Origin of the sequence: Allobaculum stercoricanis DSM 13633, assembly GCF_000384195.1 — a bacterium.
GTDB classification, from domain to species: Bacteria; Bacillota_I; Bacilli_A; order Erysipelotrichales; family Erysipelotrichaceae; genus Allobaculum; species Allobaculum stercoricanis.
Genome location: NZ_KB913034.1, coordinates 55,405 through 68,612, shown reverse-complemented (window position 1 = coordinate 68,612; position 13,208 = coordinate 55,405). Strand labels below are relative to the sequence as shown.

13 protein-coding genes and 1 other annotated feature (1 of these 14 running past the window's edge) are annotated in these 13,208 nt (G+C 39.5%); of the genes, 4 read left to right on the top strand and 9 right to left on the bottom strand.

Features of this window, described 5'->3' with window-relative positions; translation table 11 throughout:
* Positions 1-30: 30 nt before the first annotated feature.
* Both ALLST_RS0100295 and ALLST_RS09575 read right to left on the bottom strand, forming a co-directional pair.
* Entirely contained in the window at positions 31-864 is an 834-nt protein-coding gene (locus ALLST_RS0100295; protein ID WP_317300822.1) for a histidinol-phosphatase HisJ family protein, read from the bottom strand.
* Between the two features lie 31 nt (positions 865-895).
* Positions 896-1,783, bottom strand: coding sequence for an HAD-IIB family hydrolase (locus tag ALLST_RS09575; RefSeq protein ID WP_019891963.1), 888 nt, complete (start codon positions 1,781-1,783; stop codon positions 896-898).
* A gap of 376 nt (positions 1,784-2,159) precedes the next feature.
* Here ALLST_RS09575 and ALLST_RS0100285 point away from each other — a divergent pair, with 376 nt between their 5' ends.
* From ALLST_RS0100285 to ALLST_RS11735, 4 genes are all read left to right on the top strand, one after another.
* Positions 2,160-3,452: an MATE family efflux transporter gene (locus ALLST_RS0100285; RefSeq protein WP_019891962.1), complete on the top strand. Its 1,293-nt coding sequence runs from the start codon at positions 2,160-2,162 to the stop codon at positions 3,450-3,452.
* 150 nt (positions 3,453-3,602) lie between these two features.
* A complete protein-coding gene (locus ALLST_RS0100280; protein ID WP_019891960.1) occupies positions 3,603-4,115 on the top strand; it encodes a hypothetical protein in 513 nt (170 codons plus the stop codon).
* 348 nt (positions 4,116-4,463) lie between these two features.
* Positions 4,464-4,769: an ATP-binding cassette domain-containing protein gene (locus tag ALLST_RS11795; RefSeq protein WP_019891959.1), complete on the top strand. Its 306-nt coding sequence runs from the start codon at positions 4,464-4,466 to the stop codon at positions 4,767-4,769.
* Positions 4,744-4,998, top strand: coding sequence for an ATP-binding cassette domain-containing protein (locus ALLST_RS11735; protein WP_019891958.1), 255 nt, complete (start codon positions 4,744-4,746; stop codon positions 4,996-4,998). The genes ALLST_RS11795 and ALLST_RS11735 overlap by 26 nt, the downstream gene beginning before the upstream one ends.
* A 66-nt stretch (positions 4,999-5,064) precedes the next feature.
* Here ALLST_RS11735 and argF read toward each other — a convergent pair whose 3' ends face one another.
* Genes argF through ALLST_RS0100235 form a run of 7 tightly spaced genes read right to left on the bottom strand, consistent with a single transcriptional unit; the run spans position 5,065 to position 12,896 of the window.
* Complete coding sequence (argF, locus tag ALLST_RS0100265; RefSeq protein ID WP_019891957.1) at positions 5,065-5,979, bottom strand: ornithine carbamoyltransferase; 915 nt, start codon at positions 5,977-5,979, stop codon at positions 5,065-5,067.
* Complete coding sequence (locus ALLST_RS0100260; RefSeq protein ID WP_019891956.1) at positions 5,976-7,163, bottom strand: aspartate aminotransferase family protein; 1,188 nt, start codon at positions 7,161-7,163, stop codon at positions 5,976-5,978. The genes argF and ALLST_RS0100260 overlap by 4 nt, the downstream gene beginning before the upstream one ends.
* Positions 7,164-8,027, bottom strand: coding sequence for an acetylglutamate kinase (argB, locus tag ALLST_RS0100255; protein ID WP_019891955.1), 864 nt, complete (start codon positions 8,025-8,027; stop codon positions 7,164-7,166). It abuts the gene before it with no gap.
* Positions 8,024-9,229, bottom strand: a complete 1,206-nt coding sequence (gene argJ / locus ALLST_RS0100250) for a bifunctional glutamate N-acetyltransferase/amino-acid acetyltransferase ArgJ (protein WP_019891954.1) — start codon at positions 9,227-9,229, stop codon at positions 8,024-8,026. The genes argB and argJ overlap by 4 nt, the downstream gene beginning before the upstream one ends.
* A 58-nt stretch (positions 9,230-9,287) precedes the next feature.
* Positions 9,288-10,223, bottom strand: a complete 936-nt coding sequence (gene argC / locus ALLST_RS0100245) for an N-acetyl-gamma-glutamyl-phosphate reductase (RefSeq protein WP_019891953.1) — start codon at positions 10,221-10,223, stop codon at positions 9,288-9,290.
* A gap of 55 nt (positions 10,224-10,278) precedes the next feature.
* Positions 10,279-11,664: an argininosuccinate lyase gene (gene argH, locus ALLST_RS0100240; RefSeq protein ID WP_019891952.1), complete on the bottom strand. Its 1,386-nt coding sequence runs from the start codon at positions 11,662-11,664 to the stop codon at positions 10,279-10,281.
* On the bottom strand, positions 11,664-12,896 hold the full coding sequence (locus tag ALLST_RS0100235; protein ID WP_026472711.1) for an argininosuccinate synthase: 1,233 nt from the start codon (positions 12,894-12,896) through the stop codon (positions 11,664-11,666). The genes argH and ALLST_RS0100235 overlap by 1 nt, the downstream gene beginning before the upstream one ends.
* Before the next feature lie 250 nt (positions 12,897-13,146).
* Positions 13,147-13,208 (bottom strand) — a binding site (T-box leader) (it continues 146 nt past the right edge of the window).

Genomic DNA, 13,208 nt, shown 5'->3' with positions numbered 1-13,208 from the left:
TCATCATCGTCATGAGGCCTTTGATTGTCTTTATAGAGAGTGAAAAATGGGTTTAAAATTTTCGTAGGTACAGAACTGTTTAAATCCAATTTCTTTCAGGATTTGTTTAGCTTGCAAAATCCCACTTCCCAAATCACCTGGGCGATGGGAATCACTACCAATTGTGATGATCGTTCCACCTAAATCGTGATAAAGCTTGAGAATCGCGCGTGATGGGGTCGTATCACTTAACCCATAACGTATACTTGACGTATTGATTTCAATTCCTTTGCCATTGGCGATGACCACTTTCAAGATTTCCGTAATGAGATCTTTGACTTTTTCAAAAGGATAAACCCCTTGTTTGTCATAACGAACAATTAAATCCATATGAGCCAATACACAATAATCTTGGAAGTTTTGAACAAGCTTTAACAACTCACGATAGTAGCCTTCGTTGTATTGTTGTTGCGTTTTGCCTTCTTGGTATGTATATCGGAAAAATTCAAGATCATCGATTTCATGAACCGATAACAACGCAAAATCTAATGGCCATTTCTCTTTGAGTTCATGATAAATCTGTAGTGTATGCATCTGCACGCCAAATTCCAATCCCGCTTTAATCGCAATTTTGTCTTTGTATTTTTCTTTCAACCGTGCAATTTCTGCAAAATATTGGGGATAGTCGACATTACGTAATGATTTAGGAATGTCTTTTTCTGTCTCTGGTGTGACATCAAATTTCACCCCATAGTCCACGTGATCGGTAAAACAAATTTCATCCAATCCCATTTCAATCGCATCTAAAATGACATCTTCCATTGGATAAGAAGAATCATTACTAAACTGACAATGTAAATGGTAGTCTGCCTTCATATTTTTCATTCCTCTTTCTTTGGTACATGCTCTTTTAAGCTTAGCGATATGGTTTGTATTCTTTATTTTCGTCTAAATATTGTGATTCAAATCCCGCAAATAAACCACGGAAGTGATCATATAAATAACGAGCCATTCCATCTTCGTTGCAGTTGTAATCACTTAAAACATCACTTGCTGCTTTTGTATCTTCCAAACCGTTGATCATGCAAACGCCAAGACCTGCATCTCTTAACATTTCGTTGTCATTCGATGCATCTCCAAAGGCGATGATGGATTCGATTGGAATATTGTGTTGAGCCGCAACTTGTTTTAACGCCACACCTTTGTTGACGCTATTATTTTGAATTTCTAATAAAGTTGGTTGTGTTTTAAATGCTGCTAAGTGAGCAGGAACTCGAGTTTTCGCATGTGCTTCAATTTCAGAGCAAAGTTCAGCCGTCTTTGTTCTAAACATCATTTTTCCTGTTTCTTCGGACCAGAATTCTTCTTCTGTTTCTACAACATGGCTTGATTTTCCAGATCTAGATTCTGTTCCTTTAATCAGTTCATCGCGATAACGGCAAACTAATTTATGGTCGCGATATAAAATTGGGTTTACTTCTGGATAATCTTTGAATAATTCAATGGAGAATTGGATATCTTCTGGTGTTAATGGATAACAAGAAGAAACTTGATGGGAAATGCGGTCATCCACTTCGCCACCATTCATTCCAATAAAAATATCTGGTTCAAAATCCAAATGGTATTGGAGGGAGTTTCTGCTTAATTCATCTGTTGGACGACCAGATGCAATGCCGAATAAAATCCCTTTTGCGTGTAAAAAATTTAATACATCACGTGTAAAAGGTAACATTGTGCGTGTTGAATCTTCGACTAATGTGCCATCAATATCTGCGATAATTAACTTTAAATCTTGTTCTTTCATGAATACTATCCTTTCTGATCATGCGTTTTTCGCTCTTTATTTACGGTATTTTATATTTCATTCATCGTTGATCGATGATCATTCGATTTGCTTTTTTTATACGAATTATCCAATGCTTTCGCAAGTCAATTTCCGGTTTTTAAACACGCTTTTCGCTTTTCTTCTGATTATGGCGTACTTATCCCTTTTTTTATTCCTGTAATCCATGAAATCGTTCCGCAAATAACCGGTTTCAATATTACGTTAGATTCCCTCTTGGAAATGGAGGACAAGCCAACAAAAAGATAGGTTCAACAAATTTTGAAATTTCATAATCTTGAAGATCATTTCAAGATACAATATCTTAGATGACATGATAAACAAGGAGGGGATGAGCATGGAACATTCATTTCAACGACAAGTTTGGTCGATCGCTCTGCCCACCGCTTTACAATCATTAGTTCAAAACTCCCTAGGGATCATTGACCAAGTTATGATTGGGCAATTAGGCATGACCATGATTGCCGCAACTGGATTTGCGAATAAATATATTTCAATTTACCAAACGATTATCGCTGCCGCTGCCTCTGGCGTCAGTATTTTCGTCGCCCAATACGCTGGGCGAAATGCGAAAGTAGAAAGTGCTCGCCTAATCCAAGTTGTCATGAAATGGACATTTCTTATTTCTATACTCGTTTCCATTCTTTCGAGCATTTTACCTGTCATGAACTTATATACGCGCGATGTTGCTTCTCAAGCAATGGACTACATGCGTGTTGCGATATGGGCGATCCCTTTTCAAGCTTATACGGTCTTATATTCCGTTCCCTTGCGTTGTTACCAACATGCCAAAGAACCTTTCTATGCATCTGCCATTGGGATTCTTGCCAATACCGCATTGAATGCCTTATTGATCTTTGGTTTCAAATGGGGTGCACTTGGGGCAGCGCTTGCTACCGTTTTATCCACGGCACTCAGTGCAATCATCATTGCTTATTATTGTTCACGCTATTTGCCTTGGTTAAAACAAAAAGAAGCGGTAAAGATCCAACTGCAATCTCTTGTTAAAATTGTTGTCCCCCTTGTCGTTTCCGATTTTTTATGGAGTCTTGGGGAAAATATTTACACGATGGTCTATGGCCATACCAACTTGATCGCAAGTGCCGCAATGACGATGACCATTCCCGTTGTTGGTTTATATATGGGATTATTAATGGGCTTTTCGCAAGCTGCTGGTATTTTAATCGGTCGTGATCTTGGCCTTAACCAATCCCACCTGGCCATGTCTCATTCCAAGACAATTCTCAAAATGGCCTTTATCGGCTCTTTGATTTTATTTGCCTCATTATCGCTCTTGGCCCCTCTTTATGTGCGGATCTATCATGTAGACGCCAATGTTCAAACACTCAGCATTCAACTTTTATGGGCATTTGGACTCATGAGTTTAGTCAAAGTCCAAAACATGGTTATCGGTGGGGTATTGCGATCCGGTGGTCATACGGGAATATTGTTGATCCTGAATACCTTTGGCACTTGGGCTATTGGCGTTCCGCTCGCTGTAGCTGGTTTATTCTTCTTTAAAGAAAACATCCTTTGGATTTATCTTTTGTTGTCGCAAGAAGAATTTGTTCGTTTAATCTTGTGTTATTGCCTCTTTTTCAAAAAGAAATGGATGACACGTTTAGACTAATTGCCTACTTTGCTTGAATTTTAAAATCCTGATCTTGTTATCCAAACAAAGATCAGGATTTTTCTTTTCTTGATATTCAACAAAGTCGATCAGCCTTAGCCTCGCGTTAGTTATAATAAAATAAAGAAAAACAAAATGTTGGAGGACATTATGAACAAATCAAAATACTTCGCAATCTGTCTTTTATCTAGTTTACTCGTCGCTTGCCAATCCAATCCAAGCACAATAGATTCTCATAAAACCAGTTCACAAAGTGAAACAAATACGCAAAGTGAACAAACTACACAAGTTGATTCCACACAATCAGAAATCTCATCGAGTGAAGCTTCTTTTTCTTCCGCTTCAAATGCCTCGCTTGTAGAAGAAGAACATGAATATACCGTATTAGAAGCGATCGAACAGGGCAAACAACTTACTGCACTATCTTCCCCTATCACTGTGGTTGGCTATTTACCGCAAGCTGCAAACGTTGATGAAGAAGGCAATTATTTTGCGGTAATCTTAAACTCACCTGCTTCCAATACCCCACAAGATCGAATCCGCCTAGAAGGAAGCACTGATTTTGGTGGTTGTAAAGCCCGTATCACTGGCAACTTTTTCTATAATGACAATGGCGAGCCAAGTCTGCAAATTATCGAAGCTACACAAATTTTAGAACCCTAGATTCCTTCATCAGAATGATCTTTAGTCCATCATAAAGATCATTCTTTTTGCATATCCAATTGATTGTTTTCTTCCGTTTATGCTATTTTCCAAATGAATGAATTGAGGTGGAAGAATGTATAACTTTTCTTGCTCATTAAAACATATATGTGGTCTCGTCATTGGCGAGAACTCTAATTCTGCAAGAAAGTGATTCGTCTATTCCTTATTCATCATCTAAATTATTATTATCCAAATAATGAATATCCTTTTTCATATCGGTTTATTCTGTGATTTTGAGCTACAAAGAATTGCTTTTTGCTTTCTTGTAGCTCTTTTATTTTTGCATTATTGAAGGAAGTATATTTCATGTCAGCAATTTACGTAGACAATTTAACATTTGGTTACCCCTCTAGCTCGGACAACATTTTTAAAAATGTCACATTTCAAATCGATACCGATTTAAAACTCGGATTTATTGGCAAAAATGGTCGTGGCAAAACCACATTTCTCAACCTTTTACTTGGACAATATAAATATCAAGGGACAATCACAAGTTCGGTCCAGTTCGATTATTTCCCCTATCCCTTTAACGATCCAACTCGCTTCACCCATCGATGCAAGTTTAGTAAAGATGATTTTACGCAAAATGGATTTCGAACGAACACAATTTGATCAAAATATGGATACCTATTCTCAAGGTCAAAAGAAAAAAGTCTTAATCGCCAAAAGCCTTTGTGAACACTCCCACTTATACATTTGGGATGAACCACTCAACTACATCGATATTTATTCACGACTCCAAATCAAACAACTTCTTCGACAATTTAAACCGACGATGCTGTTTGTCGAACACGACGCTGCTTTCCAAGAAGCAATTGCTCAAGAAATCATCAAACTCTAACACCAAAAAAACAGCCTCCGATTTCTCTTGAATCTTGGCTGTTTTCTTTTTTCTCTTGAATTAACCTTAATTTGTCTCTTTCATCAATAAAACCATGACAGCTTTTTGAGCATGCAAACGATTTTCTGCTTCCTCAAAAATTTCATCGGCATGATCTTCGAATACTTTTTCCGTAATTTCTTGACCACGATAGGCAGGCAAGCAATGTTGAACCATCACACCTTCTTTAGCGTTAGCTAATAGTTCATCATTCACTTGATAGCCGGCAAAGATTTTCGCTCTTGCCTCTTTTTCGTCTTCTTGTCCCATGGACGCCCAAGTATCAGTAACGACAATATCTGCTTGTTTCACCGCTTCAACAGGGGAAGTCGTGAGTTGGAAATGGTCACCATATGTTTTCGCAAATTCCAAGACCATCGCATCGGGTTGATGCGTGACTGGTGAGGCAATTGCAACATCCATTCCTGTTTTTAACCCACCCACGATCAATGAGTTAGCCATATTGTTGCCATCGCCAATATAAGCCATTTTCAATCCTTCTAAATGACCAAACTTTTCGCGAATCGTCATCAAGTCGGCTAAAACTTGGCAAGGATGACAGAAGTCGGTCAAACCATTAATGATTGGAATCGAGCCATATTGAGCAAGGTTTTCTACTTCGTCTTGACCATATGTACGAATCATAATGCCATCTAAATAACGGGAAAGGACACGAGCAGTATCTTGAATTGGTTCACCACGACCGATTTGCAGATCCGCGCTGGATAAAAATAAAGGCTGACCGCCAAGTTGATAAATCCCGGTCTCAAAAGAGACACGTGTTCTCGTTGAAGATTTTTGGAAAATCAAACCGATCGATTTTCCTTTTAAATGTTCATGGGGGATCCCATGTTTTCTTTCATATTTTAACTGATCTGCCAAGTCTAAAATTCTAGTGATTTCTTCTGTGGATAGATCGAGTAATTTTAATAAATGTTTCATCCCAACACCTCTTTACATACATCTAATACCGTTTGTAGCTGTTGCTTTTCAATAATCAATGGAGGTAAAAAACGAATCGTCGCTGTACCTGCTTTTAAAGCTAAAATTCCTTTTTGGCGAAGTTTAGTTAAGTCGTTCATCACTTCTTCAGGTGCAACTTCAATGCCGATCATCAACCCTAAACCGCGCACATCTTTGACTTTGGATAAATTGAGTTTTTTCAGCTCATCCATAAACCAAGTCCCTTTGTCTTGCACATCGTTTAAAAATTCGGGAGCACTGACCGTATCGATCACGACGCGCGCTGCGCTTGCGGCTAATGGATTGCCACCAAATGTCGTTCCATGATCTCCAGCTTGTAAAACATCTTGGCATTTTGTGTTTGCAAGTACGGCACCAATCGGTACACCACCGCCTAATCCTTTCGCACATGAGACTAAATCAGGTTCAATACCGTAATGCTGATAGGCGAAAAATTTTCCTGTTCTGCCTATACCGGTTTGGACTTCATCAATCATCAACAGCACATCGTGTTGTTGACAAAGTTTAGCTGCCTCGCAAACAAATTGTGGATCTAACGGACGCACACCGCTTTCGCCTTGAACAAGTTCCATCATCAACCCTGCGATTTTGTGTGTCGCAAAATAGTTTTGCAGAGCTTGCATATCGTTGGCCGGAATATAATCAAAGCCGTTTGTGAATGGGAAAAAGTTTTGATGAAAATGATCTTGGCCAGTCGCTTCTAGTGTTGCGATCGTTCTGCCATGAAAAGATTGTTTGAGTGTTAAAATCACTAAGCGATTTTCATCATGATAATGATCCCATGAATATTTTCGGGCAATTTTAATCATACCTTCATTGGCTTCAGCACCGGAATTGGCGAAAAAAACTTTTTTCATGCCAGAAGCTTGGTTGAGCTTTTGTGCCACATCAACCATAGGTTCGGTATAGAACAAGTTTGATGCCTGCAAGATTTTTGTGGCTTGGTTTTGAATTGCTTGCACTAAAGGCAAATAGTTATGACCGAGCGCATTGACGCCAATTCCACTTGTCATATCGATATATTCATTGCCTTGCAGATCGTATAAAAGACTACCTTGACCATGATCGATCGCCAGATCAAAACGTCCATAAGTTTGCATGACATGTTCATGTTCTAAGTGTTTTAAAGATTCAAAGTTCATTTAAATCTCCTCCTGCAAAAACATTGTTCCAATACCGACATTCGTTAACAATTCAATGAGAATCGAATGTTCTACGCGGCCATCGATAATACTCGCGCGCGATACGCCTTGGCGCACCGCTTCAACACAACAATCGACTTTAGGAATCATGCCGCCACGAATTACCCCATTGCTTTGTAAAGCCGGGATTTGCGAGAGTTTGATCGTTTCAATTAAGCTATTTGGATCTTTTGGATCTGCTAACAAGCCGACAATATCTGTCAATAAAATCAATTTTTTGGCATGCAAAGCGGCAGCAAGTTTGGAGGCTGCTAAATCCGCATTGATGTTATAGGCATGACCATCTTCTTGGCCGATGGCGACCGAGGAGATAACGGGAATATAGTTTTTTTCAATTAAATCTTTGGCTAAATCACAATTGACTTGGACGATATCGCCGACATATCCATAATCCGCATCTGGCGATTGGTGTTTAATCGCTTGAAACAAATTGCCATCCATTCCGCAAAGACCAACGCCTTTGCCATCTAAATGGCTGACGAGTTCTTTATTCACTTTGCCACTTAAAACCATTTGAACGATTTCCATCGTCTGTTCATCCGTCACGCGAAGGCCATTGACAAACTGGCTTTCAATACCTGTTTTCTTTAACATGCGATTGATATCGGGCCCGCCACCATGCAGTAAGACAACATGAATGCCGACTAAATGCAACATCAACACATCTTCAATGACGGCTTTTTTGAGTTGTTCATCGATCATGGCGTTGCCGCCGTATTTTACGATGACGATTTCATCATGATATTCCTTTAAATACGGAAGTGCTTCAGCAAGGATTGCGGCTTTCTTTTCTGCGCTCATCATGTCCGATAATCTCCATTGATTTTGACGTAATCATACGTTAAATCACATCCCCAACAAGTCACTTGCGCATCTCCTGCATGTAAATCAGCGATGATTTCAATTTCTGGTTTTGCTAAAATTTTGGCGGCTAAATCTTCATCGAAGACAATTCCTTTTCCTTGTTGACAAACCAATACTTTGCCTTGGTTTGACGCAAAATAAATATCAACTAAACTTGGATCAAATTCGGTATCCGCATAACCCATTGCACATAAAACACGACCCCAGTTCGCATCTTGGCCAAATACGGCTGCTTTTAATAACGAGCTAGACGCGACTGACATGGCCAATGTTTCGGCTTGTTGTTCGCTTCGCGCATTTTGCATCTGCACGGTAATTAAACGTGAAGCGCCTTCGCCATCTTTTGCAATGTCAATGGCCAATGCTTCCATGACCGTTTTGAGTGCTTCATTAACAATTGCAGCATCTTCACCTTCATGATCGATATAAGTATTTTGAGCTAAACCATTAGCCATAACGATACACATATCATTTGTTGAAGTATCGCCATCCACACTAATGCGGTTAAATGTTTGTTTGACGTTTTGTTTTAACATTTGATCAAGCATTTCATGACTGATGGCAGCATCAGTCGTGATGAAACATAACATCGTGCCCATGTTGGGATGGATCATGCCGCTTCCTTTGGCGATTCCACCAAGATGTACTGTTTTGCCATCTAATTCAAATTCAACTGAACATTCTTTAACCGTTGTATCCGTAGTCATAATCGCTTTTGCGGTTTCTAACCAATCTGTTGTTAATTCAATCTCTTTGATCCCGTTCACAATTTTATCGATTGGCAGTTCCACACCAATCACGCCCGTTGAAGCAACGAGAACATCTTCCACATTTAAGCCCAGTTTTTCTGCAGCAGCTTTGGCTTGAATATAGGAATTTTGATCATCATTGATCGCACATGCATTGGCATTGCCAGAGTTCACACAAATGGCTTGTGCTTGCCCATTAACGAGGTGTTTTTTGTTTAAAAGCAGTGGTGCTGCTTTAACTTTGTTTTTGGTATATACGGCTGCCGTTTGGCAAGGCACTTGCGAAACGATCAAAGCCAGTTCTTTTTTTGACTTGTTATTGCGAATCCCACAATGAATTGCGCCGGTCGTAAATCCTTTAGCGGCCGTAATTCCTGATTTGATAAGCTTCATCTCGATTTCCTTCCTGTTTTCTCTATCGTGAATTCAGTGTTCTGAATTGTTTTTCTTTTTAAAGATGCAGACCTTGGTATTCATCTAGACCTAACATCAAATTCATATTTTGAACGGCTGCTCCACTTGCGCCTTTTCCTAAATTGTCAAAGCGAGCACTCAGTACAAAACCATTCTCATTTCCATTGACGAAAATTTCCATTTTATCTAGGCCAGCTAATGTTGATGTATATAAAGCATTTTCGCCGGCATATACTTGAATTGGACTTTCTTGATAAATGCTTTGATAAAAGTTCACTAACTCATTCACACCAATAGGCATAGAGGAGTTGGGATGATGTAAATCATTAGCATCAATAAACACTTGTACGAGCATGCCTTGTTTAAAGTCATCAACAATTGGCACAAATAGCGGAGTTTGTTCAAGCTGACAAATCGCCTTCATTTCTGGCAAATGTTTATGACTAAGATTTAAGGCATAAGGTTTAGGAGACCTCATGTCAATCGTGCAATGTTGTTCATAATCTTCAATCATCGCTTTGCCGCCACCGCTATAGCCCGTTAACGAAAAGGCAGTGAGCTTCACATTGGCATCTAATAAACCATGGGTGACTAAAGGCTGAACTAAAGCGATAAAACCGCTGGCATGGCATCCTGGATTGGCCACACACTTGGCATGTTGAATGTTTTCTTTTTGTTCTTGCGATAGTTCAGGAAAGCCATATACCCAATTTGGATTGGTGCGATGTGCTGTGCTCGCATCGATGATGCGCGTATCCATGTCTTCCATCCACAAAGCCGCTTGTTTAGCCGCTTGATCAGGAAGGCATAAGAAGACTAAATCCGCTTGTCGCATGAGTTTTTTGCGTTCATTTTCGTCTTTTCGCAATGCCGGATCGATTTCTAATAATTCAATATCTTTGCGCATTGCTAAACGCTCATGAATTTGTAGTCCAGTCGTTCCTGCCTGACCATCGATATAGACTTTTTTCATAGATATGGATCCTTTCTAATTTGTATATGACTTTCTAAACAATCGTTTTCGTGATTTATTCGTGATCGTTCGCGAGGAATTGTTCCATTTGTTCTACTTGCGCCAAAACACTTTTTGGGGTTGGCCCGCCATACACATGACGCTGATTGACGCAATTCAACAAATCGACACTATCAAAGAAATCTTGATCAAAGAGGGGGCTGATTTGTTTTAATTGCTCCAATGGAAGATCCTCAAGGACGATTCCTTGTTCAATACAAGAGGCGACAAGTTCGCCTGTCAGTTTATAAGCATCGCGAAATGGCATTCCTTTTTTCGTTAAATAATCGGCGCAGTCAGTCGCATTAATAAAACCTTTTTGACCCGCGCTTTTCATATTATCTTTAAGCACCTTCATCGTTTCGATCATTGGTGCTAATACGTTTAAACACATCATGACCGTATCTGTTGCATCAAATACAGATTCTTTGTCTTCTTGCATATCTTTGTTGTAGGCAAGAGGCAAACCTTTCATGACAGTGAATAAGCCAATTAAATCGCCATACACCCGCCCTGTTTTACCGCGTATGAGTTCGCACATATCGGGATTTTTCTTTTGCGGCATAATCGAACTGCCCGTAGAGAATGCATTATCGAGTTCGATGAATTTAAATTCCCAAGAGCTCCATAAAATCATCTCTTCACTGAGTCTAGACAAATGCATCATCATAATGGATAGATCGCTTAAATATTCAATGCAGTAATCGCGATCCGCTACAGCATCAAGTGAGTTTGACATCGGTTTGGAAAACCCTAAATGTTTAGCAGTATAGTCGCGATCTAGATTGAATGTTGTTGTCGCGAGAGCACCTGCGCCAAGTGGGCATTCATCCATGATCTCGAGCGTATTGGCTAAGCGTTTGAAATCGCGTTTTAACATCGTCGCATACGCCATTAACGTATGACCAAATGTGATCGGTTGTGCTCTTTGCAGGTGCGTGTAGCCGGGCATAATCGTATCGGCATTGGCTTTAGCAACTTGGCATAACGCGTGAATCACTTGCTTGATTGCTTTTTGGATTTCGCCAATTTCTTGAGCAACATACAGTTTTAAATCCAAAGCAACTTGGTCGTTTCTGCTTCTGCCGGTATGTAATTTTTTGCCGGCATCGCCGATTTTTTCGGTTAAAAGTTGTTCGACACAAGTATGAATGTCTTCATACTCATGGCTGAATTCAATTTTGTTTTGATTCATCAAATCTAGAATTTCTTCTAGACCTTGATGGATTTTTTCTTTTTCTTCAGTCGTGATGATTCCTTGTTTGGCTAACATGCTGCTGTGAACTTTTGATCCTTGAATGTCTTGGGCATACAGTCGTTGATCAAAAGAAATCGAGCTGTTGAAATCATTGGCCTGCGGATCGGTTTTGCCGGCGATCCGTCCGGTCCAAAGTTTCGCCATTACTCAACGCTGGAGAAATGTTCCCCAGTCTCTTGAGCGAGCTTTTGATCATTGATGGCTCTAACGGCGATTGGTAAACCGAATAAGTTGATGAATCCTGCGGAATCTGCTTGGTCGTAACAATCGTCTTCATCAAACGTTGCCATGCCTGCGTTATATAAGGAATAAGGAGAAGTGACGCTTACTGGCAGAATGTTTCCTTTATATAATTTGACTGTTACATCCCCAGTCACTGTTTCTTGTGTGGAATCCACAAATGCGGAAAGTGCTTTTCTTAATGGGGTATACCATAATCCGTCATAGACCAGTTCCCCAAATTTTTGAGCTACGATATCTTTGAAATGTTTCGTATTTTTATCCAGTGTGATTTCTTCTAATTTTTTATGTGTCGCATACAAGATCGTTCCACCTGGTGTTTCATAAACACCTCTTGATTTCATCCCGACCAGTCTATTTTCAACAATATCTAAAATTCCAATTCCATTTGCGCCGCCTAGTTCATTCAATTTATAGATGATATCTTTTGCGCTCATGTCTTGGCCATCTAATGCGGTTGGCACACCTTTTTCGTAATGAAGGGTGATCGTTGTTGGTTGATCTGGGGCTTGTTGAGGAGAAACACCTAATTCTAAGAATCCTTCTTGTTCGATTGGTGCTTCATTTGCAGGATCTTCAAGATCTAATCCTTCATGAGATAAGTGCCAGAGGTTTTTATCTTTTGAGTAGTTTGTTTCTTTATTGATTTTTAAAGGAATGTTATGGGCTTGGGCATAGGCGATTTCTTTTTCTCTGGAGTTGAGTTCCCAGAACCGCCATGGTGCGATGATGTCTAATTCTGGCGCAAAAGCTTTGATTGCTAATTCGAATCTGACTTGGTCATTTCCTTTTCCTGTGCAGCCGTGACAAATTGCTTGAGCGCCTTCTTTCTTCGCAATTTCGACGATTTTTTTCGCGATAATTGGTCTTGCAAAAGAAGTACCGAGTAAATAATCTTCGTACGTTGCACCCGCTTTTAAAGAAGGCACGATATAGTCATTCACAAATTCATCTGTTAAATCTTCGATATACAGTTTTGAAGCACCCGTTGCGAGAGCTTTTTCTTCAAGGCCTTCTAGTTCGCTTGCTTGCCCAACATTTCCCGATACCGCAATAACTTCACAGTTGTTGTAATGTTCTTTTAACCAAGGGATCAATACTGATGTATCTAATCCGCCAGAATAAGCTAAGACAATTTTTGTATAATTTTTATTTTCGTTGTTTTTCGTATTTTAAAAATGGGCCAAAAAAGTGCTGATCGGATTTGAAATCTGTACCACCTTGCTTGTAATGTTTCTCCTCTTGCTTGAATAAGCTTTTTTAATGTTTTATTTTTTTGAATTTAGTTATTTATTTTGAACATAAGAATTTGGATGTTCTTCGTCGGACTTTTTTCATGAAGATCACCCCTTTCATGCCTAAAAAAAAACGCCCTTTCCTATAACATGAAAGGACGATTGCTCGCGGTACCACCTATCTTCCCTTTGTTCTATACAAAGGACTCTTAC

What these genes read in the sequence shown, in the direction of transcription:
- ALLST_RS0100295 (WP_317300822.1), bottom strand. Translation starts at nt 864, where the DNA reads ATGAAAAATATGAAGGCAGACTACCATTTACATTGTCAGTTTAGTAAT.
- ALLST_RS0100280 (WP_019891960.1), top strand. Translation starts at nt 3,603, where the DNA reads ATGAACAAATCAAAATACTTCGCAATCTGTCTTTTATCTAGTTTACTC.
- argC (WP_019891953.1), bottom strand. Translation starts at nt 10,223, where the DNA reads ATGAAAAAAGTCTATATCGATGGTCAGGCAGGAACGACTGGACTACAA.
- argH (WP_019891952.1), bottom strand. Translation starts at nt 11,664, where the DNA reads ATGGCGAAACTTTGGACCGGACGGATCGCCGGCAAAACCGATCCGCAG.
- ALLST_RS11735 (WP_019891958.1), top strand. Translation starts at nt 4,744, where the DNA reads ATGGATTTCGAACGAACACAATTTGATCAAAATATGGATACCTATTCT.
- ALLST_RS0100285 (WP_019891962.1), top strand. Translation starts at nt 2,160, where the DNA reads ATGGAACATTCATTTCAACGACAAGTTTGGTCGATCGCTCTGCCCACC.
- argB (WP_019891955.1), bottom strand. Translation starts at nt 8,027, where the DNA reads ATGATGAGCGCAGAAAAGAAAGCCGCAATCCTTGCTGAAGCACTTCCG.
- argJ (WP_019891954.1), bottom strand. Translation starts at nt 9,229, where the DNA reads ATGAAGCTTATCAAATCAGGAATTACGGCCGCTAAAGGATTTACGACC.
- ALLST_RS0100260 (WP_019891956.1), bottom strand. Translation starts at nt 7,163, where the DNA reads ATGAACTTTGAATCTTTAAAACACTTAGAACATGAACATGTCATGCAA.
- ALLST_RS11795 (WP_019891959.1), top strand. Translation starts at nt 4,464, where the DNA reads ATGTCAGCAATTTACGTAGACAATTTAACATTTGGTTACCCCTCTAGC.
- argF (WP_019891957.1), bottom strand. Translation starts at nt 5,979, where the DNA reads ATGAAACATTTATTAAAATTACTCGATCTATCCACAGAAGAAATCACT.
- ALLST_RS09575 (WP_019891963.1), bottom strand. Translation starts at nt 1,783, where the DNA reads ATGAAAGAACAAGATTTAAAGTTAATTATCGCAGATATTGATGGCACA.